Source organism: Terriglobus albidus (assembly GCF_008000815.1).
GTDB classification, from domain to species: Bacteria; Acidobacteriota; Terriglobia; order Terriglobales; family Acidobacteriaceae; genus Terriglobus; species Terriglobus albidus_A.
This window is the reverse complement of the sequence record NZ_CP042806.1, coordinates 3,511,392-3,536,939: the sequence shown is the minus strand read 5'-3', so window position 1 is coordinate 3,536,939 and position 25,548 is coordinate 3,511,392. Positions and strand designations below refer to the sequence as shown.

The window sequence follows — 25,548 nt, the reverse complement described above, 5'->3', positions numbered from 1 at the left end:
AAGAGAGGACGGTCCAATGTTGGGTTTACCACTGATTACGCTGGGGCAGGATCTCCGCTTTGCGCTACGCCAGCTTCGCCGGGCTCCCGGGTTTACCGCGACCGCGATAGGGACGCTGGGTCTCGCGATGGGGGCCACACTGACCATGGCGGGGATTGCCAATAGCACGCTGCTAGCTCCTCTGCCATACCCCGAATCCGACCGGCTGGTGGGAGTTGCATTCACCTTTCCTCAGGAACGCCCGAACAACGAGCAGACCGGATCAGCCGCCGACTTTCTTTCTGCTCATGCAAAGAGTTTCTCAAGCATGGGGTTAACCGAGGATAGTGCAGGAGGTGCGAATCTCTGGATCGACGAGGCAGGCAGTGGGCGAGCCGTGCAGGTAGGCAGCCAGAAGGTCACCCGCGGCTACTTCCCTGCCCTCGGAGTTCAACCTCAGCTCGGCAGGAACTTCTCCGAAGCGGAGGATCGTCCGGGCGGTCCAAAGGTCGTACTTCTGAGCGAACGATTATGGCGCAGCGCCTTTGCTGGATCCACTGATGTAGTAGGGCGCGTCGTACATGTGAATGGCGAAAGCTATACCGTGACCGGCGTGATGCAACCATCCCCCAAAGACCAGGGCTATAGTGCGCCCGGGGTAGGCATAAATGTCGATCTGTGGCTCCCGATGCAGTTGAGTCCGAAAGACCCTGGGTATGGAGGCGACAACTACACCATGGTGGCGCGACTCAAGCAGGGAGTGACACTCTCGGCCGCGCAGCAGGAGCTCAATGCACTGAAAGAACCGTTCTATCAGGAGAACCCGCAGTATCGGGCATGGACGACGCGCAGCAAACTACTGCATGACTTCAAGCTGTGGCCACTGAAGGATGTGGAGGTCAGTCATCTTCAGTCCAGCGTTCTGGCGCTCACCGGTGCAGTACTGGCAGTGCTGTTAGCGGCCTGCCTGAATCTGGCAGGTTTGATGACGGCGCGAGGTCTGAGGCGAGGACGGGAGCTTGCCGTACGCAGCTCCCTCGGCGCGACGCGTACTGGCCTGCTGCGTCTGCTGCTCTCTGAGAGCGTGTTAATCGCCACAGCCGGCATCGCTTTGGGAATGCTGCTCTCGCGTCTTATGGTGCCGGCACTTACAGCGGCCTCTCCTATCGCAATTCCAACAATCGAGACAGACCTGCCTTTGCTGACACTTCTGGTAGGCCTGCTCCTCGGAACCCTGACTGTCGCTTTCAGCCTGTTGCCAGCAATGCGTGTTCTGCAAGGGGACAAGATGGATGCCCTACGGAACGGACATGTTGTAGGAACAACGAAGGAAAAAGCCACTCTGGAAAAGGTGCTGGTTGTGGCACAGGTGGCCGTCGCCACCGTGCTCCTGGCAGTTTCCTCGCTGATGATGGGGAGTTTTCTGAAGCTACGCTCGACCGATACAGGATTTAAGCCGCAACAGCTCGTCATTGCCCAGGTCACACTGAAGGGCGACGGCTATGCCAAGACCGAGCCCACAACGCAATTTATTGAAGAGGTAATGCGGCGATTGGGCGAGTATCCAGGTGTTACCAGCGTAGCGGCAATCAATGGCTTACCACTGGACCGCGGTCTCAATGCAGGCGTTGGACCGGCAGACAGACCTGAGTTGCGTAAGGTCGGCGAATTGCGTCTGATCACGCCTGGATACATCCCGACGATGGGCATTCCTCTCGCAATGGGTCGCGATCTAAGTGAATCGGATGGAGCAAACGCGGTAAAGGTAGTGCTGATCAGCGCCACGGCTGCAAAGCACTGGTGGCCGAACAGGTCTGCGATTGGCGAACAAGTGAACATGGGTGGAAAGAAGCCCGACCTGCGGACCGTCGTCGGCATTGTGGGGGACGTGCACACAAACTCGCTTGCAGACCTACCACGACCCGTCGTCTATGTACCGTTTTCACAAGCAGGCGATGGGCTGACAAAAGTTGTGAATGGATGGTTCCCGACGACATTCACAGTACGAATGGCTACGCACCAGGATTCTGCAAAGATCCTTGCTCAGGCCGTGTCGGCGGCCGATCCGACCATTCCTGTGGCGCGGGTCAAAACAATGCAGGCGATGATCGACAGCACGATGAAGGCGCCTCGCTTTTTCTCATGGATGGCCGCAGCGTTCGCGGGTTTTGCTTTGCTGCTGACGGCAATCGGCCTGTTCGGCTTGTTGAGCTATCAGGTCTCTCTACGGCTGCGGGAGATCGGTGTCCGGTTGGCTGTTGGAGCGAGTAGAGGTCAGGTACTGAGATTGTTTCTCGGACGCGGCTTGGCCCTGACGGCAACTGGACTGGTTTTGGGCATCGCTGCCAGCTTCGCGCTGCCGCAGCTAATCGGCAGTCTTATGGAAGACTTCGTGTATTCCAATAGCACGAGCCCCACGGCACTGCTGTCAAGCACATCTGTGGCCATGGCTGTTACGGGAGCGGGCATGGTAATGGCTGCACTGGCTGCGAGTTATCTACCGGCACGACGCGCTGCCTTGACGGAGCCCACAACGATTCTGAGGGCGGAGTAAAGAAACGATGATTGAACTGAAAAATGTAGAGCGGAGCTACCGCGCGGGCGGTACCGAGACCTGGGTGCTGCGGCGAGTCTCGCTGACGATTCAACCCTGGGAGTTTGTCACCATCATGGGCCCTTCGGGCGCGGGCAAATCTTCGTTGCTGAACGTGCTCGCTATGCTCGATGACCAGTGGAAGGGCGAGTTCGACTTTGATGGCGTTGCCGTGCATCGTTTGAACCGCAAGCAGCGCGCCGATCTCGCCCGGCAGAAGATAGGCATGGTCTTCCAGAGCTATCACCTGCTGGATGACATGACCGTCGCCGAGAATATCGACCTTCCCCTGTCCTACAAAGATATTCCGCGTAGCGAGCGGCAGGCGATGGTAGCGGACACGCTGGACCGCTTTCAGATGGTCGCGAAAAAGGATCTCTACCCACACCAGCTCTCCGGCGGACAGCAGCAACTAGTGGGCATCGCCCGCGCCATGATCCATAAGCCGGCACTGCTGCTCGCCGATGAACCGACAGGCAATCTGCATTCAAAACAGGCACAAGAGATTATGGAGATGTTCCGGCAACTGAATCAGGAAGGCACAGCGATCGTACAGGTGACACACTCCGAAGCGAACGCCGCCTACGGCACACGTAGCATCGAACTGCGCGACGGCTGGGTCCACTCCGACACTGCCGGAGCAGCAGAACCTCCTCTGCAGGAGGTACGTTCGTGATCGGAAGAAAACTGGGATCGGCCGCACTGCTGGCGGCGGTGAGTGTCACGGCAACAGCACAGAACGCAGCGCCAGCGACACAGGCGCCCACACCGGCGTTACGTCTGGACATTCCTCACTCCAGCAACCCGATCAATACATATCGCGCCGTGAGCGTCCCGCCGCCGAATCTCTCCAATACGCCGCGCATCGATCAACTGATCCACAACGGCGTGCTGGAACTCAGTCTGAAGGACGCGATCGCGCTCGCGCTGGAGAACAACCTCGATCTGGCAATCGCACGCTATAACCTGCCGATCGCCGAGGCAGACGTTCTTCGCACTCGCGCCGGTGGATCGTTCCGTGGCGTCAACACAGGCGTCGTGCAGAACACGCCGGGCGGAGGCGTTGGAGGCTTTGGTTCAGGAGCGGCAGGCGCAGGCGCCGGTGGAACCTCGGGCGGCGCTGGCGGAGCGGGCTCGGGCGCCTCAGGCCTGGTCCAGTCGACACTCGGTACCGGCACCAATGTCCCGTCGTTTGATCCCTCCATAACGGGCACCGCCAACGTCGAGCACTATACTCAGCCGCTGTCGAATATCTCGACCTATGGCGTGCAGGAGCTGCAGCTAAACACGATAACGGGAAACGTCAGCTACTCGCAGGCGTTCCCTACCGGGACGACGTTCTCGGCGGTCTTCAACAATGACCGTACAGCAACCAACAGCCCTCGCAGCTACCTCAACCCCACGCTGAATACCTACTATCGCGTCGCGTTCCAGCAGCAGTTGTTGGCCGGCTTCGGTTTTGGACCCAATCTTCGCTACCTTCGCATTGCGAAGAACAACCGCAAGATCTCCGACGAAGCCTTCAAGCTGCAGGTGGTCAGCACCATTACGCAGATCGCCAATATGTACTGGGACCTGGTCGCTGCTTATGAAGATGAACAGGTAAAGAGCAGCTCCCTCACATTCGCGCAGCAGACGCTCGACAGCGCCCGCAAAGAACTTGCCCTTGAGGCAATCCCCGCGATGGATGTGCTGAAGGACGAGGCCGAGGTCGCCAACCGCGAGCAGGATGTCACGGTCGCGAAAACGACCCTGCAGTTTCAGGAATTGTTAATCAAAAACGCCCTGACGAAGAACCTTGATGACCCCATCCTGGAAGCGATGCCGGTCAAGCCGACCGATTCAAGTTCGGTCGATAACGCACCTGACGCCGCCTCTGCGGCAACTGCTGACAGCATTGCACTCGCGCTGAAAAACCGCATTGAGCTGATCGAGTCAGACATTGACCTGCAAAACCGCGGCATCAGCCTGGGCGCGGCACGCAATGCGCTTCTCCCCACCGTCTCGCTCTCGGCATATTACGGTGGCAGCGGTCTCGCCGGCCCGCCGAATCCCTCCGCCGGCGTTGCATCCACTCAACCCATGGATTGGCATGGAGCGGTGAACGGCGCCTTCAATAACTCTGCCCCGGACTACTATGTCGGCATCAACGTCAACATCCCTATCCGCAACAGGGTTGCCAAGTCAGACCAGTACCGCGCGGATCTGGAAACGCGCCAGGCGGAGCTGCGCACACAGGAGCTGAGGAAACAGATCCGCATCGAGGTGCGGAACGCGCAGTACACGCTGCAACAGAGCCGGGCCCGCGTGGAGTCGGCCCGCAAGGCGCGGGATCTTGCCCAGCGAACCTTCGAGATCACGGCCAAGGAGCAGGAGCTTGGCGCGGGGTCGAACTTGCAGACTCTCACCGCTCGCCGCGACCTCTCTACCGCAGAATCTACCCTGGTAGCAGCAATGACGGCCTATCAAAAGGCGAAGGTTGAGCTTGACCGGGCCCTGGGTGTCACACTGGAGTCGCACGACATTTCGATAGAATCAGCGAGAACCGGAACGGTTCAAGGCGGACAGTGAACGAGTTGGGACTGGATACATGGCAGAGGCTGTGATGGTTTCAGATGCGAAGGGATCGGATCGAAAGCCGGCCGGCAAACTACTTGTCGCCGATGATCAGCCGCATATTCTCGAGGCCATTCGCCTGCTGCTCAAACCCGAAGGCTACGATCTGGAGCTGGTTCGGACGCCGGCACTGACACTGGAAGCGATTGCGCATGAGGAGTTCGATGGCGTCCTCATCGATCTGAACTACGAGCGTGACACCACCTCCGGCCAGGAAGGATTGGAACTGGTTGCCCGCATCAAAGAGATCGACGCTCAGCTTCCGGTCATCGTCATGACGGCATGGGGAAACATCGACCTTGCCGTGGAAGCCATGCGCCGGGGAGCCAGCGACTTTATTCAGAAGCCCTGGGAGAACGCCCGTCTGCTGAGCGTTCTCCGCACGCAGACAGAGCTCTACCGCAGCCAGCGGCGTATGCAGCGGCTCGAGGCAGAAAACCGCCTTCTTCGCACCTCAGGCGCCCCGGACTTCATCGCTTCGGCGCCAGCCATGCGCGGTGTGGTCGAGATGATGGCACGCATCGGCCCCTCCGACGCCAATGTGCTGATCACCGGCGAACACGGCACTGGCAAGGAAGTCGTCGCCCAGACATTGCATCGCCTCTCAACTCGCTCCGATCGCGCGATAGTCGCCGTCAATACGGGCGCGCTTCCCGAAGGCACCTTCGAAAGTGAGTTGTTCGGCCACGTGAAAGGCGCCTTCACCGATGCCCGTACCGACCGTATCGGACGGTTTGAGCTGGCCAGCGGCGGAACGCTCTTCCTGGACGAGATCGCCAATATCCCCGTCCGCCAGCAGGCCAAACTTCTGCGCGTGCTTGAGACTGGAGAGATGGAGCGCGTTGGATCGTCACGCACCCAGAAGGTGAACGTACGTATGCTGTCGGCGACCAATGCCGACCTGCGAGCCGAATGCGAAGCCGGCCGATTCCGCGAAGACCTGCTCTTCCGGCTGAATACCGTCGAGATCTCCCTTCCCCCACTGCGGGATCGCCGCGAGGATATTCCCGCACTGGCGGCCCACTTCCTCGCAAAGTACGCTACGCGCTATCGCCGCCAGCTTGAGGGCTTCGAAGCCAATGCACTGCAGCAAATGCTGCAATACGGCTGGCCCGGCAATGTCCGGGAGCTGGACCATACGGTGGAACGCGCGGTTCTGATGGCAAGAGGAACGCGGATTGAAGCTTCAAACCTTGGTCTGCAGGCGCAGCACCGCAGCTCTGCTTCGCAGAGCCTAGACGATATGAGCCTTGAAGCGGTTGAGGCTATTCTTATTCGGAAGGCGCTTGCCCGTGCGAACGGGAATGTGAGCCACGCAGCAGATGCCCTGGGCCTAAGCCGCGGAGCGCTCTATCGCCGTATCGAAAAGTATGGACTCTGAGCACCAGCCCGCAAGCGGACCAACGATACAACGCATTCCGTTGCAGCGCTCGAAGAAACGGTTGGGCTTTGAGTCGCGCCTGCGGGTGCTCTTCTGGATCTTCGGAGCTCCCGGCCTGGTTCTCTGTTGGTGGCTGCTGTACGCCAATGCCGTCGATGGGATTGTGACGGTGATCCTGCTCACCTTCTATCTACTGCTCTGGGCCTTTCTCACCTCCATCGCGATGGAGCAGATCACGCGGCCCCTGCAAACCCTTACCAACGTGGTAGCAGCGTTACGAGAAGATGATTATTCGTTCCGCGCGCGAGGTGCACGGCGCGAGGATGCGATCGGCGACCTTGCGATCGAGATCAATGCCCTGGCCAATATGTTGCAGTCGCAGAGGGCCGGCGCTCTGGAGGCGATTGCGCTTGTCGAGCGTGTCGTCGATTCCATGCACTCACCAGTCATGGCCTTCGATCCTGAGGGACGTTTGAAGCTGCTGAATACGGCGGCAGAACACGTCTTCGGCCTGAAGATACGCACGGCCCTCGGACACACCGCCCGAGAGCTTGGCCTGGAACGCTTTGCCGGCGCTGCCGATGAAGATCTGCTGACGATGGATACCGGAGCCCAGCCCGGCCGATGGATGGTGAAGCGCACCGGCTTTCGTCTTCACGGCATTCCCCATCAACTGCTGGTGCTGGCAGACGTCAGTTCGGCGTTAAGAGAAGAAGAGCGGCTGGCATGGAAACGGCTTATCCGCGTGCTCGGCCATGAGATCAACAACTCTCTCACGCCAATCAAGTCCATCGCCGCCAGTTTGCGCGGACAGTTGCGGCCGGGCATCAGCGCTACGGACCTGGAAGACTTCGATCGCGGCCTGGAGATCATTGAAAACCGCTCCGAGTCGCTCAATCGTTTTCTCCAGGCCTACCGGCAGCTCATGGGCTTGCCCGCTCCTCGGCTTGCTCCGGTGGAGATAAATAGCCTGATTCTGAGAGTCGCCAAGCTGGAAACCCGCCTTCGCGTACGTGTGATCGATGGCGAAGAGTGCGTCATCCAAGCCGACGCCGACCAGTTGCAGCAGGCCCTGATCAATCTTGTGCGTAACGCAACCGAGGCCGCTTTAGGTCCGGATGCAGAGAATGCAACCTCCGCAAGCGTATCGATCACATGGCGGCGAGTTGACGATGAAGTCACCATCTCCATCCTCGATAACGGTCCGGGGCTGAGCAATGCGAGCAACCTGTTTGTGCCCTTTTACACCACTAAACCTACCGGGACAGGCATCGGCCTGGTACTCGCGCAGCAGATCGCCGAAGGACATGCAGGAGCGGTACGGCTGGCGAACCGTACTGACGGAGTGACAGGCTGCGTCGCTGAGGTGCGGCTGCCCGCGGGTACAGCCGAACGATCATTCCCTCAGATGGCTGTGAACAGCGCAAATAAGTCCTAGGGTGTGTCATCAAACTCCTATCGTCAGCGTTGCTGGCGCAAATTGGTCCAGACGAGGCGGAGGCCCGAAGGCTGTGGCGGGTCCACAGTCGAGGCCGACAACGAAGTGTGGGTCAATTTGCGCCGCAACTCGGAGGGCCGGGGCAGATTTTCCCGATCCCTTCGTCACTCGTCGTTCCAGTAGGCCAGCTACAGTTCTCTCCTCGCTCCTAGAGCTCGAAAAAATCTGCTCCGGCGCTGACGACAGGAGTTTGATGCACACCCCAGATCGCACTGTCCGTAACTGGACGTATGATTTCACTTCCGGACATGACTGCGGGTAACTCGGCTATTGAAGTCTTTGATTTTTCGGAGTCAATGACGATGAAACGCATGGCCATCCACATGCAGTTGTGTTCTTTGTTCACGGAGGAGTGCTCGCAATGACCACCTTTGCTCAGGATCTTCGCTATGCCTTGCGGCAGTTAAAGAAAACGCCTGCGTTTACGGTGACCGTGCTGCTCACTCTGGCGTTGGGAATTGGAGCGAATGCGGCGATCTTCACCCTGGTCAACAGCATTCTGCTTCGCAGCCTTCCTGCGGCCGATCCGTCGGCATTGGTGCGTGGCGGAGCCATAAACGACTGCTGTGTGGGTTCCGGCTGGCGCAACGACGGCGACTATTCGCTCTTTTCAACAGAAGCCTACGAAGAGATGAAGAAAGGCTCCCCGGAGTTTGTGGAACTGGCGGCTATCCAGGCGGGCTTCACCTTCCGTCCTGTTACCGTGCGCGGTGACGACCCCGGCGCTCTGCCGAAATCGGTCATGGGTGAGTATGTCTCCGGTAATTACTTCCGCACCTTCGGATTGCGCCCCTATGCCGGGCGCTTGTTTACCGATGCGGATGATACGAAGGGCGCACCGATGACGGCGGTAATCAGCTATGCCGCATGGCAGCGGGACTTCAATGGAAATCCGGACATCGTGGGCAAAACATTTTGGGTGAATACCAAGCCGGTTGCCATTATCGGCATTGCACCGAAAGGATTCTACGGAGACCGCCTCGTCGCCACCCCTCCGGACTACTACCTGCCGATCGAGACCATGCCCTCGATCATGAACGTACCCTACGTGCACGACCCGAACACGAACTGGCTGTATATCGTGGGCAGGGTAAAACCAGGAACAGCACCTCTTCCGTTACAGGAGAAATTGAGCGCACAGCTGCGGCAAGCGTTACTCAAGACACGCATCAACTTTACCTCTGAGGCCGGTAAGACAAAGCTCGCGCGTTCCCATGTGACCCTCACACCCGCAGGCAATGGCATTATGTGGATGCAGGAAGCCTACGGCGCTCATCTCCACCTGCTGACCTGGACCGCGGCACTTGTGCTTCTGGTGGCGTGCGCGAATGTTGCGAATCTGCTGCTGGTGCGCGGTATGGCGCGGAAGGTCGAGATGTCCGTACGCGCGGCCATGGGCGCAGGACGCGATCGTCTGATCCGGCAGCTATTGACGGAAAGTATCTTGCTCTCCGGGATCGGTGGCCTTCTCGGCCTGGTAGTGGCATACGGCGGAACGCGGGCTTTGCTGGCGCTCGCGTTTCCAGGCGAACACGGCGTGCCGATTGAAGCTGCTCCTTCCACCGCGGTCATCGCATTTTCCATCGGACTCAGTGTACTGACCGGGCTATTGTTCGGCCTGGCTCCGGCATTTGTCGCGTCGAGGGCTGAGCCGGCGGATGTGCTGCGGAGCGGTTCCAGGACAACAACCGGCGGAACTTCAAAATTGCAGAAGGTGCTGGTGATCACACAGGCCGCCCTTTCGTTTGTGCTTCTGGTCGGCGCAGGACTCTTCGCACAAAGTCTGCGCAAGCTCGAGAACACCGACATGAAACTGGAAACACGGAACCGCTATATCGTCCACATCAACCCGCAGGCTGCCGGCTACAAGCAGACACAGCTTGAGGCCTTATATCGCGAGATGGAGGACAGGTTCCACGCGATTCCTGGGATACAGAAAGTTGGCATTACAAGCTATACACCGATGGAAGACAACAACAACGGCTGGGGTTGGAACGCGGAAGGCTTGCTGAATGTTAGCCACGGCGCCTCGGTAATACGTGTCAGTCCGGAGTACTTCGACTCAGTCGGAACCAAGCTGTTGGCCGGGCGAAACATCGGCATCGGTGACACGCCGACCGCCCCCAGAGTTGCCGTGGTAAACCAGTCATTCGCGAAGAAGTTCTTCGGAGACACCAACCCGATCGGCCGACGCATTGGCACAGCCGAATCGCACTCAGGCGATTATGAGATCGTCGGTGTGGTGCAGGATACGACCTACACCACGGTGCGATGGACAGACCATCTGATGGTCTTTCTTCCAACCCTGCAACGGGTAGCAACGGATGGTCCCATTGAGGACGACCTCAATCTCTATGCCGGGGCACTGGTACTGCAGACCGACCGGCCCATCCATGAGATGGAGACGATTGCGAGACGCACTCTCGCCGCTATCAATCCGAACCTCACCGTGGTAAAGTTCCAGACCTTTGACGAACAGATCGCTGACCGCTTCACCGAGGAGAGGCTGCTCTCGCGGTTGACCATGATGTTTGGCGGACTGGCATTGTTACTGGCGGCGATCGGGCTGTATGGCGTAACGGCATACACGGTCGTACGCAGGACGAATGAGATCGGTATCCGCATGGCTCTGGGCGCCGACAGAGGTGGCGTGATGGCGATGATTCTGCGCGGCGCCATCCTGCAGGTGATCATCGGCCTGGCCATCGGCGTTCCGGCCACACTGGTGTGCGTGCGTTTCGTTCGTTCGCAGCTCTACCAGGTCACAGGTGTGGACCCCGGCGTCCTGCTGGGAGCGCTCGCGGTGCTTGGCCTGGCGGCCTGCGTCGCAGGCCTGGTTCCGGCAAGACGTGCGGCGTCAATCAATCCTGTCGAGGCTCTGAGGATTGAATAATTGTGTTGCCCGCCGAACCTAACCTCGAATCGTCTCATTTTTGAAGTAGCGATAGACTCTTCTAAACAACCGATTGTTTATTTAGTTCGTACTTGACATTTATCTTTTGGCAATGCTCCTATGGTGCCGCTCAAAGCTGGCCAGCTTCGGCACCATCGCATCTCACACAACTTAGAGGAGCATCTGCATGAGAATCACTCCCATCGGCAGGCCTATGGCTCTGGCCTTCGCCATCGCTTGCGCCGTCGCTTTTGCCAGTACCATTGCCACTGCCCAGACATGGGTTCATCCGGGTATCGTCGTAAGCCCACAACAGCTGCTTGCCACCCGCACTGCTTATCAGAACGGAAACGCCACAGTTGGCAGTCAGGTCAATAAAGCCATGGCCTCCGCTTACGGGTCCACCACCTACACCGTCCAGGGTTATTACCCTGGAGGCATCAGCCAGTGCGGATCAAACTCCAACCCCAACCATGGCTGCCAGGCTGCCGATAATGATTCCAATGCGGCCTATGTCCAGGCGTTGCTCTGGTACATCACCGGTAACCAGACATACGCCAACAATGCAATGAACATCATGAACGCCTGGGCAAGCTTTCAGGGCTATGCCGGAACCAACGGTCTTTCCTGCCCGAGTGGCACCGACTGCTCCAACGGCCCGTTACAGTCCGGCTGGGACGCCGAGAAGTGGCCACGCGCAGCGGAGATCCTCTACTACGGCCGCACCTCCTCAGGCGCCAGTTCCGGATGGTCCAGCACCAGCTTCACCAACTTCAAGAACATGCTGATCAATGTCTATCAACCCGTTATCCAGAATGGCTCGGGAGTCAATGGGAACTGGGACATGAGTATGATCGACGGCACCATGCAGATCGCCGTCTTGACCGAGAACCGCTCACTGCTTAATCAGGCACGCACTATGTGGCTGGGCAGGGTTCCTGATCTCTTCTATCTCAATGCGATCGACGGCTCCAGTCATGCAGCTTCGCCACGCGGCAATCCAAGCTGGTTCGGCCAAAGCATCTTCAACTCTTCCACGGAGAACGTAAATCAGGAGACCTGCCGGGACCTTACACATACCGAAGACAGCATCTCCTCAACGATGATGGCCGCGGAGACCGATTGGATCCAGGGCGGCGAGCTCTACACCGACACAAGCAACTCCACAGAGACCGGAGCGCAGGTCAAAGCGGAAGACCGGATCGTCGGCGCGCTGAACCTTATCGCAGGCCTCGAAGCCCAGAACCCTGGCCAGAACAATATCATCACCGCGCCCTTCGACTTCTGCACCAGCTCCGGCGGAGTTGGTATCAACCAGATCAAGCTGGGTTACGGCGCTACGTATGTCATCGGCTACAACGCCTACCATAACCGCCTGAATGTCGCCGCTATGCAAAACCAGCACGGCACAAGCGGCCAGCACGGCACCGCGAATACCTATAACTGGATCCAGAACAACGGCCTAAACCTTGCCCAGGATACCGACCACGGCAATCACATGACCTTGTTCGAGGCGCTGACGCACTCGGCAGAGGTCTGTACACAGGCAAACAACTCATCCTGGAACAACATCGCGTATATTGCGCAGACCGGCTCTCCTACGGTGAAGTTCAACGCAACGCCGTCGCAAAATAACGCCAATACGGTTGTCGGCCTCAGCAGCGGCACACCGGCCGCATATGCACAGCTTGCGGCCATTGTGCGCTTCAATCCCTCTGGCTTCATTGACGCCTACAACGGCAACGTTGGCGGCTATGCGGCCGTAAACTCGATTCCCTACACCGGTGGAACGAAGTACAGCTTCTGGATGGTTCTCAACATTCCCAACCAGACCTACGACGCTTATGTCACGCCCGACGGCGGATCACAGGTGCAGATCGCTTCCGGCTACAAATTCCGGTTGACTGACACCACGCTCGACCACGCCATTTTGCATGCGGAGGTTGGTACGGACAACGTCTGCAGCTTCAATCTTCCCCTGGGAGGCAACTTCCCTCAATAACTGACCTCGACTCGATACAACGATATGGCGACTCCGGGTGGGACGGGGTCGCCATATCTTAACCATGCAATTGACGGTCAATCTAGCCGACGAAACAACAACAGGCTATGATGGTTGCGCTATGAAGGCACCCACCCTACTCCTCCTTCTCGGCACTCTACCCCTCGCGGCGCAGCAGCGGCCCGCGATCAACGGCATCTCGCATATTGCCATTTATGCGCACGATATGGCTGCCGCACAGCGATATTACGAACATGACATGGGTTTGAAGAAAGCCTCGGATCCGGAGAATTCGGCCGGCACTCGTTATTACGTCAACGCGACGCAGTTTGTAGAAGTTCTACCTCTGCCCGCACAGGCCGGCATTTCCCGTCTGGATCACCTTGCCTACAAAACGGTCGATGCCGCTGGCTTGCGGTCGTATCTCGCGGCAAAGCGCGTCGAGGTTCCGGCAACGGTTCAGACACTGAATGATGGATCGAAGACCTTTTCGGTAAAAGATCCCGAAGGTAACACGGTGGAATTTGTACAGCCCGGAAAGGCAGACCTTAGCGGCGCTCAGCCGATCGGAACAAGGATCATCCACGTCGGAATGGTCGTGCATGACCGGGCAAAAGAAGACACCTTCTATCGTGAGATTCTCAACTTCCGGCCCTACTGGTACGGAGGTGGCACCGACGGTCGCACTTCCTGGGTCTCGCAACAGACACCCGAGGCCAACGAGTGGGTGGAGTACATGTTGCCGCGCGAGGGCCAGGAGCTGACGCAGAAACAGGCGGGCGTGATGAACCACTACTCCATCGGCGTGGTGAATATGGAGCAGGCCGTCTCAACACTGGCGGCGCAGGACCGCCTCAGCACCGAACACAGCCCCATGCAAATTGGCCGTGACGGAAAGTGGCAGTTCAACTCTTACGACGATGAGGGTACACGCACGGAGCTGATGGAGTTCACTCCCGTGATGACGCCATGCTGCTCGCCGATCACGGCTCCGCATCCGAAACCGTAGCCGCCGGTTCTGTGACAATACTTGCGACATAAACGGAGGCACTTCGACCGATGCGTACTACAACCTGTATCTACGCAGTGGTATTACTGGGCAGCACCATCCTGGCTGCAGGCCAGTCACCGGAGATTCCCAAGCACGGACGCGCGGTAAAGTTCTTTAATGGGAAGGATCTCAAGGGATTCGATACGTTCCTCACCAGCCAGGGACTGAACTCCGACCCCAACCACGTCTTCACCATCGAGAACGGTGTCGTGCACGTTTCCGGTATGGAGATGGGTTACTTCATCACGAAGCAGGAGTATTCCAACTACTATCTGCGCGCCGAGTTCAAGTGGGGCGAAGGAACCTACGGTTCACGGCAGGGCAAGGCACGCGACAGCGGCATTCTTTACAACATTCAAGGCCCCAACAAGGTGTGGCCGCGGTCGGTCGAGTTTCAGATCAATGAGGGATGCACCGGCGACTTCTGGATGACGGACGGCGCGGCGCTGACCGGCAAAGATGGTGTGCGGGTAACCGGTCCTGATGGCAAGGCTTTGAAGATCGATCGCTTCAACAAAGGACCTTACCAGAACGTAGTGGGATATCGCGACCCGATAAACGAGGTAGAGAAGCCACACGGAGAGTGGAACGTGGTGGAGTTGGTCAACCGTAATGGCCACGTGTGGCAGTATGTGAATGGTAAATTGGCCAACGAAGGAACCAATGCGTTCCCCGCAAGTGGCAAGATACTCTTCCAGTCCGAGGGCTCCGAGCTCTACTTCCGCAATATGAAGCTGTATCCGCTTAAATAACGCGGATACAGCCCTACCGCTACCTAAGCGCCGAAGACATTCTGAAGATAGGCATTGAGGAACTTGCGGCTGGGGTCATAGCGTGCAGCCAGTGCGCGGAAGTCGTTAAGCCGCGGATACAACTGGCTGAGCCGCTCATGAGACATGGTGAATACCTTTGCCCAGTGCGGACGAGCGTCGAATGGCGCGAGTTTTTCCTCAATCAACGGGAGAATGCTCCGCACCGCCTTCTCTTCCGGCTTCCAGGTGAAGTGGATCGCCACGGAATCGCGCTTGTACGCCGTGCTGAGCCACAGGTCGTCCGCGGCGATGGTGCGCAGCTCCGTAATGAAAAGATGGGGTGTAATTTTGTCGCGCAACTGCTCCACCGCCAGAATGGCCTTGTATGCCTGCGCACGTGAAACAAAGTACTCTGACTGCAGCTCCGCGCCGCTGGAAGGCGTAAAGTTCATGCGGAAGTGAGGAAGGCGCTCGTACCATGGTCCCGGAACCCCAAGCTGCTCGGTGCAGTTCTCCGGGGAATGTCCGGCAAGAGGATGGAGTTTCGTCTTCTGCAACGTCGCGCCATAGAAGAGAGGCGGCAGAGCCGGCGTAGACGAACCGGTGATGCTCTGTTTCAACCACACCTGGGTCGCGCGATGATGTTGCCAGTCTGTAAAAAGACTGACGCTGTAGCCGGAGCCAAAGATCGCATCCAGGTTATGTTCCAGTTGGTCGAACGACAGATTCTCGTAAACGATCTGCGAAATCTGAAACGTCGGCACCACGGCCAAAGTGATGCGGGTGATGACACCCAACGCTCCCAGGCCCACGACGGCTCCATTGAACTCGTCAGCGTTGGCCGTACGTAAAAGGTTTTTGAGTTGTCCTGTGCCGTCCACAAACTCGATGGCGCGAACTGCAGTTGAGAGGTTCCCATTATGCACGCCGGAACCGTGCGTAGCTGTGGCGCAGGCTCCCACGACAGAGACATGTGGCAGAGATGCCAGATTGTGCACAGCAAAGCCCTGCGCATCGAGCCACGGCGCCAGCTTGCCGTAGGTCACACCTGCGGCAACCGTGACCGTGCCTGCCACCTTGTCCAGTGTCATCTCGGTCATGTTTTTGAGCGAGACCTGGTCGCCGGTGGAGTCGGCGATATCGTTGAATGAATGACGCGCACCGAGCGCCTTGGCATTTGAAATTGAGGTAACAAGCTGCTGCACCTCCTGTGCGCTGCCCGGCTCGTCCAGCCGTGCGGCCTTATAGGTGTAGTTACCCGCCCAGTTGGTACGGTTCAACTTAGCCGCAGCCCCTTTTGGCGCCTGCCCGACGCCCATCCGCGAGAGCAGCGCCCCCGCCATCACGGAACCAGACGCCTTCAAAAACTCACGTTTATTCATCCTCGCGCCTTTCTTTTGCCAACCGCACCACTGCGGCATCACTTGCTAACGGCCTCAAGCTTCATTCCTTAGCCGGCATGCATCGCTGTTCCTTGCAGAGCGCTCCGATGCTAGTCAACGTCCGCGCATATCGTCAACAACGCGCCTGGACTTCATTGCAAATGCGTGCAGGCCACTGCGGGATAGGTTCAACCCGTCAATATTGAATACGACGCGTCTGGCTCGGCCGGAAATGAATCGTGTTACGATATAAATGTAATGAGACGTTCCTTCAGGACGGTTCAGCGGAGCGAGATTCAGCTGCTGGCTAAATTCCGATCCGAAATCAGGCGTTTTCTGCAATTTAGTGAGCAGGCAGCAATGGGAGCGGGTCTGCAGCGAAAGAACTGCCGATCTGGACGATCGCAGGTGCGTCACATTGAACCTGACGAAGCGGGGCCAGCTTGCACTCAACCGTCTCTCGGAGGCCCATGCACAAGACGCTTCCAGCCTGATTCAGGCCCTTACGCGTCTCGGCAAATCAACCTCTCAAACGACCCTAGCTATATCAAGTCGATGAAAGAAGGAACCCTTGCAGTCCGAACCATCGATACTTAGAGATTTCACAGTTGATAAACGAGTTTGGCTGCTATCTGGCGTCGCAGTCGGCATCGGTATCTGTGCAACGCTGTTGGCGGTTCTGCTTCTACGCTGTATCGCGTTTTCAACCAACTTTTTTTACTATCACCGTCTCAGCTTTGCACCTGTCTCGCCCGCCGGCAGCCCTTTGGGACACCTGATGGTCTTCGTTCCAATTGTGGGCGGCCTCATCATTGGCGTCATGGCTCGCTTCGGGTCTGACAAGATACGTGGACATGGTATCCCGGAAGCGATCGAGGCGATTCTGCTTCGCCGCGCCAAGGTTGATCCGAAGATCGCGGTTCTAAAACCCGTGTCCGCTGCGGTCGCGATCGGTTCCGGTGGTCCGTTTGGCGCCGAAGGTCCAATCATCATGACGGGTGGCGCCCTTGGATCGCTCGTGGGGCAGTGGATGCATGTGACCGACGCGGAACGCACTACGCTGCTTGTTGCCGGAGCCGCGGCTGGCATGTCGGCTACCTTTGCAACCCCACTGGCCGCGATCCTTATCGCCGTTGAGCTTTTACTCTTCGAATGGCGTCCGCGCAGCCTGGTTCCCGTTGCGATTGCGAGTGCTACGGCCGCCCTTTTCCGTGTCTATTGGCTAGGCGCGGGGCCGCTGTTCGCAATGCCGGCCATTGCCGAAGTGCACTTCGCTACCCTTTCCGTTGCGGCTCTTCTTCTGGGCGCTTTCATCGGCATCATTGCGGCGTTTATGAGCCGCATGATGTATGCGTTTGAGGATCTCTTCGAGCATCTGCCCATTCACTGGATGTGGTGGCCCGCGATCGGTGGTATCGGCATCGGTCTCGGCGGTCTCTTCTTCCCCCGTGGCCTTGGCGTTGGATATGAAAACATTGCCGAGCTGCTACAGGGCTCGGCGCCGCTTGCCCTGATCGTCGGAATCCTTCTTGCGAAGTCGCTGATGTGGGCCTTCTCGCTGGGATCGGGAACATCTGGCGGCGTTCTTGCGCCACTTCTCATGATTGGAGGAGCCGTCGGAGCACTTGCCGGACACCTGGCGCACGCTCCGGCCGAGACCAAGGCACTCTTCGCTTTGATTGGCATGGGATCGATGCTGGCCGGATCGCTCGGTGTTCCCTTAACCGCCATCATCTTCAGCCTTGAGGTAACGCATTGCCTGCCCGCGCTGCTGCCCCTCTCCATGGCCTGCATCGCGTCTTACCTGATCACGGCCTTGATCATGCCTCGTTCGATCCTGACAGAGAAACTCAGCCGGCGAGGCTTCCATCTGACTCGCGAATACGGTGTTGACCCACTTGAGCTGGTACTTGTCCGCGAAGTGATGTCTCCTTTCAGAGCCAATGCCCCCGCCAATGGGCTTCCTCCCTTCTACGCATATGACGATTCAACGACGCGCGGAGCGGCAGAGATCATGGCAACGGAGGGATTGGAAGCTTTGCCGGTCATAGAACGGACGACCGGCCAGGTCTGCGGCGAGCTTTCCATCAGGGGTCTGCTACGAGGCAGAGAACGATCGATTGAGCGCGAGAGCGAGCGTCTACGTCTCTTCGGATACGATCTCGATTAACGAGGAATAAATGACTGGCTCTGCAGAGATACAGCGGCTCACCCGGCGCGAGCTTTTCCTACACGATGCACTGGCTTTTTTCGTGCTGACGCTCGTAACAGCGGCGTTGTTCGTGATGACACTGTTTCTGTTCCGGAGCTTCACGAACCATCGTGCAGAAGAGGCTCGGGTATGGACTGCGAAGGGACAGCAGACACTGAACGCCGGTGATGCGGAAGACGCGGTGAAAGACTTCCGCATCGCCTTGACGTTTGCCCCGGGGGCACCGTCGACTGAGCTATTGCTTGCTCAATCACTCGCGGCAGCCGGATCAGCGCACACCGAAGAGGCATACAACTCCTTTCTGGGGCTATGGGATGCCCATCCGGGGGATGGCCAGATCAACTTACAGTTGGCTCGACTTGCGGCACGACGCGGGGATTCGGCGGCAGCAGTCAGCTTTTATCGCGCTGCGATCGACGGGCGGTGGGACGAAAACGGGGCGGTACACCGCCGTGAGGGGCGGCTGGAGCTGGCCCGCTTCCTGATTGCGCAGCGCAATAATGCCGCTGCTCGCGAGGAACTGCTGGTAGTCTCCGGAAACTGGCCCAGGGACGAGTCGGTGCAAGGTGAAGTCAGTACTCTACTCGCAAAGATCGGCGCCAGCCAATGAATAAAGCCACGCAAGGAACACCTGAAGAGAATCAGTTGGACGCGAGGCAGATGCAACAGCGCGAGGAGCGGCTGTTTCTGCTGCTGTCGATCTTTATTGGAGTGATTGCCGGTTTACTCGTCGTTTCATTCCGGATGGCGATCGAATGGCTCCAGGTACTACTGCTGGGATCAGTTTCGGAACCTCATCATCTGCGCTTGATCCTCATACCGGCAGGTATCGGACTGATCATTGCCATTGCGACGCGTTACGTCTTTCCGAACGTTCGCGGCAGTGGTGTGAACCAGACGAAGGCCGCGCTATACATCCACAACGGATACATTTCCTTCAGGACAGTGATCGGAAAATTCCTGCTTTCCGCGCTGGCGATTGGCAGCGGGCATTCTCTGGGTCCAGAGGATCCATCGTTACAGATCGGTGCGGGCGTGGCATCGCTGATAAGCCGGCGGGTGGGCATCTCACGAAGGAAGCTGCGAATCTTCGCGCCGGTTGGCGCGGCGACAGGTCTGGCGGCTGCATTCAATGCGCCAATCTCGGCAATCTTGTTTGTGATTGAAGAGGTCATCGGACAATGGAGCGCGGCAGTGCTGGGCTCCGTGGTGTTGTCGGCAGTGGCAAGCGTGGTGGTGGCACGCAGCTTCTGGGGTGCGGAGCCGATGTTCCGGATTCCAGAGGTAGTCCTGCGCGATCCGCGCGAGCTGCTCGCGTATGCGGTGCTGGGGCTTGCTGGCGGTATTGCGGCTCTGATCTTTGCGAAGACAATCGGCTGGCTGCATCCGTGGCTACGCAAGCAACCTCCGGCATTACGAATCCTGCAGCCCATGCTGGCCGGTCTGATCGTCGGTGGGATCGGCTACTTCGGTTTCCCCCAGGTAATGGGCGCCGGCTACGATGCCATCGATCAGGCAATGCATTCGCAGTACACCTGGGAGATGCTCCTGATGCTCGCTGGCCTGAAGATCGCAGCGACGTCGCTTTCCTTCTCCAGCGGAACTCCCGGCGGAATGTTCGCGCCGACGTTGTTCATCGGTGCGACTCTCGGTGCGGCGCTCGGGATGTTTGAAAAGAAATTCTTCCCTGGCCTGAATGGATCCATTGGATCGTACGCACTCGTGGGAATGGGCGTGCTGTTTGCAGCCTTCCTCCGCGCACCATTGACCAGCGTATTCATGGTGCTGGAGGTGAGCCAGAACTACTCGATCGTCCTGCCGGTCATTCTGGCGAATACGATTGCATATACCCTATCCCGAAGCTTGCAACCGGTGCCGATCTTCGAGCTATTGACGAAGCAGAGTGGGATGGTGCTTCCCTCAATGGAGGAGATCCGCGAGGAAGACGAGCTGCGGCTGGAAGATGCGCTTGAACCTGTCACCGTGCCGGTAGTGGAAGACTCGAGCAGCGTAGGCGACGCGATGCATGTGATGGAACAGAACGGCGTAGCGCTGGTCCACTGCGCAGATGGACGCTGGTATGTGATGCAGCGTGACGAGATAGAGGACGCGGGACGCGACACCTTGATCAAGGAACGAATGCACGGAGAGCGAACGCCCGTGCTCTATCCGGACCTGCCACTGGCAAAAGCACTTCCTCATCTTGAGCGATGGGATCTTTTGCCGGTAATCAGCCGGGCGGGAGGAGCGATAGAGGGTGTCGTTACCCTTCCAGGCCTGATGAAGCGCGATCCCAACGGCCTTAGCGGAGAATGAGCAGCATTGAGACAACAATAGCCTTGCAGCAGGTCACATGTTGGTTTGCACTGCTCCCTCATCCAGGTTCGATCCAGCCAGAAATAACGTGCCCATAGGAATACGACGACATCCAGGAGCAGCCTGATGATCTAGCTAAACTTCGCCCGCGAGCACCTGCGAGAGATGAACGGCTCGTCGCGAACTGTTCTGTTCCACTGCTTCGCGGCAGGAAAACCCGTTCGCGACGATTACATCTTGTGGCCGGGCAGATCGGACCGCCGGAAGCAAGACTCGTTCCGCGAGGGCTTGAGAGACATCGTAGTGCTCAGCCTCAAAGCCGAAAGGGCCCGCCATACCGCAACAACCGGAGTCGAGCAGATTGACCTCCGCACCGGTGGCGCGCATGAGTTCGAGATCGTCTTTCATCGTCATTAATGACTTCTGATGGCAGTGCCCTTGTACGATCAGACGGCGGCCGGTGAGATCCGGTGCCTGCCAGCCCTGCCGATGTTCCGCAAGATACTGGCTCAACATCACTGTCTGCCGCGCGAGTCGCTGTGCGCGAGGATCCTCTGGAAAGAAGTTCAGAAGCTCATCGCGAAAGACACTGGCACAGCTCGGTTCGAGCATGACCACCGAAATGCCCGCCATGATTTGAGTAGCGAAGGTGTCCAGGATCTGACTCAGGTAGCTCTTAGCAGCATCAAGAAAGCCAAAGTCGTAAAGAGGACGGCCGCAGCAGACGTGATGTTGCGGAGCCGTAACGACCGCTCCCGCTGCCTCAAGCACACGATGCGCAGCATGGAGTGTCTCTGGATGGAAGTAGTTATTCCAGGTATCGGGCCACAACAGAACGCCCGCCTGTGCATTCTCCGGCTTCCATCCGTGGCGAGTGCTCCACTCCCTACGGAAGGTTCTCCGGGCAAACTGCGGGATCGAGCGTTGCGGGGCAATGTGGAGAAGACGGCGCATCAAGGCCGATGTAACGCCGATCTTAGCGGGCAGGTTCGCAAGACGCGGCGTTAACGAAGCGAACCGGGCCCAACGGTCCATGAAGCCGAAGGCATAATGCTGCACGGGATGGTTATGGTGGCCATAGTAGTGGGCAAGAAACTCTGCCTTCCACGTAGCCATATCGACGTTTACCGGGCATTCGGTCTTGCAGGCCTTGCAGGAGAGGCACAGGTCGAGGGCGTCACGCACTTCTTCGTTCAGCCATCTGTCTTTGATTGTTGTTCCCTCAAGCATTTCGAAGAGCAAGTGTGCCCGGCCTCGCGTGGAATGCTTTTCTTCGCGGGTTGCCATGTACGACGGGCACATTGTTCCCTGATCGACCTTGCGGCACGCTCCTACACCCACGCACCGGGTGGTCGCTGCGCTAAAGAGTCCGTTGTCGCCGGGATAGGTAAACCATGTCTTCGGCGTTGCCGGTGAGTACGCTGGCCCAATACGTTGATTTTCTGTGGCATCGTAGACCCGAACGGGATCGATCATCTTTCCCGGATTCATGGCATTTGTGGGATCCCACAACGCTTTGAACTCGCGGAAAGCCTCCATCAGTTCAGGACCGAACATCTTCGGAAGCAGGAAGCCGCGCGCCTGGCCGTCGCCATGTTCCCCAGAGAAGGAACCACCATATTTCAAGCAGATCTCTGCCGCTTCCTCGAGGAATCGACGGAAGTTCGCTACGCCCTGCACACTAGTGAAGTCGAAGGTGATGCGCATGTGAACGCAGCCCTGCCCGAAGTGTCCATAGATCGGAGTACTGTAACCGTAGGAGCTGAGCAAGCGGAACAGATCGCGGAGATATGGGCCCAGTTTCTCGGGCGGGACCGCAGAATCTTCCCAGCCCTCCCATCGATGCCGCTCGCCAGGGACGAAGACAGTCGCGCCGAGAGCAGATTCGCGCACCTTCCAGACCCGAGCAGCTTCAGCTGGAGAATAGCGATCGACGCTGGGATGCTCAGGATAAGACTTCGCATCTTCTAAGAACCGGTCGACTATGCTCTCGACCTCCTGCGGCGAGTTTGCCCCAAACTCACACAGCAGAAATCCGCGCCCAGGAGGTAGAAGCTTAACATCATCCACTGCGAGATTCTTGCGCAGCATGTAATCCACCAGCAAGCCGTCGAATCCTTCAAGCCCAATCGGTCCGTGGCGAAGTACCAGCGGAACATGGTCAGCGGCGAGAAAAGCATCCTTGAAACCCAGTACAACCAGACGGCGGTGCTGGGGACTCGCCTTGAGCTCGCAGGTCGCGCCCAGAATCGTGACACAGGTTCCCTCACTCCCTACGAGAGCACGCGCCACATTGAATCCGTTTTCGGGCAGAAGCTGATCGAGGTTGTAGCCTGAGACGCGGCGAGGGATGTCGGGATATCGCTCGCGGATAAGTTGCGAGTATCGGTCGCGCAGCAGTTTGAGTCCTGCGTAGATCTGCCCTTTCCGGCCGCCGGCCGCAATGATGGCTGCAAGCTCCTCTTCACTCGTGCGGCCAACAGTCATCCGCGTGCCGTCGTAAAGCAGGATGTCGAGTTCCTCGATATTGTCGACGGTCTTGCCACCCATAAGAGCGTGCACACCGCAGGAGTTGTTCCCGATCATCCCGCCGAGCGTACAGCGGCTATGAGTCGCTGGATCCGGCGCAAAAGTAAGCTCATGCTTTTCCGCTTCGTTGCGAAGTGCGTCGAGCACGATACCCGGCTCTACATGTGCGAGACGGCGGCTGGGATCGAGCCATGTGATGTTTCGCAGGTACTTCGAAAAGTCGAGTACCACTGCCACGTTGCAGCATTGGCCGGCAAGGCTGGTACCACCTCCACGGGACAATACGGGAGCGCCGAACTCCCGGCAGGCTGTCACCGTTGCAATCACATCATCGATGGTGCGAGGGACAACGAGACCGATGGGGACCTGGCGATAGTTGGATGCGTCGGTAGCGTACAGCGCACGAGAGGCCTCATCGAAGCGAACTTCCCCCCGCACAACCTGCCGTAGACGCTCTTCCAAACGCCGGGCGTCGCTGAAAAACTCATGCGGGTGCGGTAGATCCATCAGTTCCTGCGGTAGAACGACGAAAGGCGATGAAGCTTTCTGCATAAAGAGTGCCTACGAACCTCAACGATGATGGTCACGAAGCGCTACGAGCAAGCAAGAATATCAGACTACCGACTACCAGCATGATGCAAGCCGCGTTGTATGAACCCTACCCATAAGTCTCTATGGCTTGTGGCATGAACACGACTGTCGACTGCTCGTGAGAGCCGTTGAGAGTACAGAGACGCCTCTGCAAATCTCGTCGCGAAAGTGGACTACTCAACATTTCGATTATGGACCTTTCTGATGGTCCGTCGAACTCTATTCTGAGAGGGAAAGGAAGATCGACGAGATGCAATCACGACTGGACGCTCAGAAAACCTCTCCCGCGGCCTATGACGCCATGCTTGGCCTGGAAGCATTTCTCTGTAAGGCGTCGAAGCTGGAGCCGTCACTCCTTGAACTGATCAAGATGCGCGCCTCACAGATCAACGGGTGCGCCTTCTGCCTCGATATGCATTCGAAGGATGCGCGTGCACAGGGCGAGAGCGAGCAAAGACTCTATACACTTTCAGCCTGGCGCGAGGCTCCGTTCTTCACCGATCGGGAGCGTGCCGCGCTGGAATGGACAGAGGCGCTGACGCTGATTACGGAAGGACATGCGCCCGACGATGTGTACGAACGAGTCAAGCACTACTTCTCCCCGGAAGAACTCGTTAACATCACCCTGGCGATTATTACCATCAATGGATGGAACCGCATCGCGATCGGCTTCCGCTACATCCCCGGGGAGTATCAACCCGGCGCACACAAGTAGAGAGGAAAATCATGAAGAAAGCAGTCATCTTCTTATGTCTTTTGGCAGGCACGCTGGCGGCACAGGAAGCCAGAGTAACTCCTCTGCTCTCCAAAGACCTGCCGGATCTTCCAGGCAAGGAAGGCAGAATGATCATTGTCAACTACCCGCCCGGCGGATCCACCGCGGTACATCGGCACAACGCCGACGTCTTCGTCTACGTTATGGAAGGCTCGGTGGTGATGCAGGTAAAAGGCGGCAAGCAGATGACGCTTACAGCCGGACAAAGTTTCTATGAAGCGCCTGGGGACATTCACCTCGTCAGTAAGAACGCCAGCACGACGGCTCCTGCGAAGTTCGTCGTCTTCTTCGTGACCGACAAAGGCGCACCCATCTCTACTCCCGTCAAATAGATCATCGCCGGCACCCGGAGGGATCCGGGTGCTGCCAACAGTTTTATCGAAGCAGCTTTATTTCGGAGGGAGTGAGATGGACAAGAAGTGGCAGGCGAAGGACATCTATACCGTTTTCCTGCGGCTGGCGCTTGGGACAGCATTCCTCTCCGCCGTTGCGGATCGCTTTGGCGTATGGGGACCGCTGGGAACGAGAAATGTGGGATGGGGTGATTTCTCCCACTTCATCAACTACACCCGGGAGCTGACCTCGATGATGCCGGCCTCTTCAGTGCCCGCGCTGGCCTGGATCGCAACCAGCGCGGAGATCGTATTCGGCATCGCCCTCATCGTGGGCTGGAAGACGCGGACCGCGGCCTTTCTCAGCGGCCTGCTGCTTCTTGTCTTCGGCCTGTCGATGATCTACGGACTTGGACTAGAGCCGCCGTTGAGCTATTCGGTCTTTTCGGCATCCGCCGGAGCGTTTCTGCTTTCAACCTGCGATGAATACAAGTTCAGCCTGGACAGCATCACGTCATGATGTCCGTCGGGCCGGCCCCGATTCCCGAGGCCGGCCCTTGGCCCGGAGATGCCGTCTCGGCGTCTCCCGACCCCACTCACGTTCTTATCACGAGTCAGCGCGAATGGACCGTGGCATCTCTGCAAT

Annotated in this window: 17 protein-coding genes; 15 read left to right on the top strand and 2 right to left on the bottom strand. The window is 58.1% G+C overall.

What is annotated here, in order from left to right:
- Positions 1 to 16 precede the first annotated feature (16 nt).
- The 9 genes from FTW19_RS13860 to FTW19_RS13820 all read left to right on the top strand — a co-directional run bounded on the left by FTW19_RS13860 (position 17) and on the right by FTW19_RS13820 (position 14,765).
- Positions 17 to 2,533, top strand: a complete 2,517-nt coding sequence (locus FTW19_RS13860; RefSeq protein ID WP_147648187.1) for an ABC transporter permease — start codon at positions 17 to 19, stop codon at positions 2,531 to 2,533.
- A 7-nt stretch (positions 2,534 to 2,540) separates the two neighbouring features.
- Positions 2,541 to 3,248, top strand: coding sequence for an ABC transporter ATP-binding protein (locus FTW19_RS13855; protein ID WP_147648186.1), 708 nt, complete (start codon positions 2,541 to 2,543; stop codon positions 3,246 to 3,248).
- Positions 3,245 to 5,143, top strand: a complete 1,899-nt coding sequence (locus tag FTW19_RS13850) for a TolC family protein (RefSeq protein ID WP_246153297.1) — start codon at positions 3,245 to 3,247, stop codon at positions 5,141 to 5,143. The genes FTW19_RS13855 and FTW19_RS13850 overlap by 4 nt, the downstream gene beginning before the upstream one ends.
- Before the next feature lie 19 nt (positions 5,144 to 5,162).
- Positions 5,163 to 6,569 (top strand): sigma-54-dependent transcriptional regulator, encoded by a 1,407-nt coding sequence (locus tag FTW19_RS13845; RefSeq protein ID WP_147648185.1) that lies wholly within the window; start codon positions 5,163 to 5,165, stop codon positions 6,567 to 6,569.
- A complete protein-coding gene (locus FTW19_RS13840) occupies positions 6,559 to 8,007 on the top strand; it encodes a sensor histidine kinase (RefSeq protein ID WP_147648184.1) in 1,449 nt (482 codons plus the stop codon). Before FTW19_RS13845 ends, FTW19_RS13840 begins: the two co-directional genes overlap by 11 nt.
- Before the next feature lie 421 nt (positions 8,008 to 8,428).
- Positions 8,429 to 10,960, top strand: a complete 2,532-nt coding sequence (locus tag FTW19_RS13835) for an ABC transporter permease (RefSeq protein ID WP_147648183.1) — start codon at positions 8,429 to 8,431, stop codon at positions 10,958 to 10,960.
- 187 nt (positions 10,961 to 11,147) lie between these two features.
- Positions 11,148 to 12,962, top strand: coding sequence for an alginate lyase family protein (locus FTW19_RS13830; RefSeq protein ID WP_147648182.1), 1,815 nt, complete (start codon positions 11,148 to 11,150; stop codon positions 12,960 to 12,962).
- 121 nt (positions 12,963 to 13,083) lie between these two features.
- Positions 13,084 to 13,971, top strand: coding sequence for a VOC family protein (locus FTW19_RS13825; RefSeq protein WP_147648181.1), 888 nt, complete (start codon positions 13,084 to 13,086; stop codon positions 13,969 to 13,971).
- Between the two features lie 50 nt (positions 13,972 to 14,021).
- Positions 14,022 to 14,765: a 3-keto-disaccharide hydrolase gene (locus FTW19_RS13820; protein WP_246153296.1), complete on the top strand. Its 744-nt coding sequence runs from the start codon at positions 14,022 to 14,024 to the stop codon at positions 14,763 to 14,765.
- Positions 14,766 to 14,788: 23 nt separating this feature from the next.
- On the opposite strand, the gene FTW19_RS13815 is transcribed toward FTW19_RS13820, so the two are convergent.
- On the bottom strand, positions 14,789 to 16,147 hold the full coding sequence (locus FTW19_RS13815) for a D-arabinono-1,4-lactone oxidase (RefSeq protein WP_147648180.1): 1,359 nt from the start codon (positions 16,145 to 16,147) through the stop codon (positions 14,789 to 14,791).
- Positions 16,148 to 16,925: 778 nt separating this feature from the next.
- Here FTW19_RS13815 and FTW19_RS13810 point away from each other — a divergent pair.
- Genes FTW19_RS13810 through FTW19_RS13800 form a run of 3 tightly spaced genes read left to right on the top strand, consistent with a single transcriptional unit; the run spans position 16,926 to position 20,675 of the window.
- On the top strand, positions 16,926 to 18,317 hold the full coding sequence (locus tag FTW19_RS13810; RefSeq protein ID WP_246153295.1) for a chloride channel protein: 1,392 nt from the start codon (positions 16,926 to 16,928) through the stop codon (positions 18,315 to 18,317).
- 10 nt (positions 18,318 to 18,327) lie between these two features.
- Positions 18,328 to 18,969 carry a tetratricopeptide repeat protein gene (locus FTW19_RS13805; RefSeq protein ID WP_147648178.1) on the top strand — a complete coding sequence of 214 codons (642 nt, stop codon included), beginning with the start codon at positions 18,328 to 18,330 and terminating at the stop codon, positions 18,967 to 18,969.
- Entirely contained in the window at positions 18,966 to 20,675 is a 1,710-nt protein-coding gene (locus tag FTW19_RS13800; protein WP_147648177.1) for a chloride channel protein, read from the top strand. The genes FTW19_RS13805 and FTW19_RS13800 overlap by 4 nt, the downstream gene beginning before the upstream one ends.
- Positions 20,676 to 20,810: 135 nt before the next feature.
- On the opposite strand, the gene FTW19_RS13795 is transcribed toward FTW19_RS13800, so the two are convergent.
- Positions 20,811 to 23,756 (bottom strand): FAD-binding and (Fe-S)-binding domain-containing protein, encoded by a 2,946-nt coding sequence (locus FTW19_RS13795; RefSeq protein WP_147648176.1) that lies wholly within the window; start codon positions 23,754 to 23,756, stop codon positions 20,811 to 20,813.
- A 289-nt stretch (positions 23,757 to 24,045) separates the two neighbouring features.
- Between FTW19_RS13795 and FTW19_RS13790 the strand changes: the two genes are divergently transcribed.
- From FTW19_RS13790 to FTW19_RS13780, 3 genes are all read left to right on the top strand, one after another.
- Positions 24,046 to 24,510: a carboxymuconolactone decarboxylase family protein gene (locus FTW19_RS13790; RefSeq protein ID WP_147648175.1), complete on the top strand. Its 465-nt coding sequence runs from the start codon at positions 24,046 to 24,048 to the stop codon at positions 24,508 to 24,510.
- An 11-nt stretch (positions 24,511 to 24,521) separates the two neighbouring features.
- Positions 24,522 to 24,902: a cupin domain-containing protein gene (locus FTW19_RS13785; protein ID WP_147648174.1), complete on the top strand. Its 381-nt coding sequence runs from the start codon at positions 24,522 to 24,524 to the stop codon at positions 24,900 to 24,902.
- Positions 24,903 to 24,978: 76 nt separating this feature from the next.
- The gene (locus tag FTW19_RS13780; protein WP_147648173.1) at positions 24,979 to 25,422 is read left to right on the top strand and encodes a DoxX family protein; all 444 of its coding nucleotides are present in this window, start codon (positions 24,979 to 24,981) and stop codon (positions 25,420 to 25,422) included.
- The last annotated feature ends 126 nt before the right edge of the window (positions 25,423 to 25,548 follow it).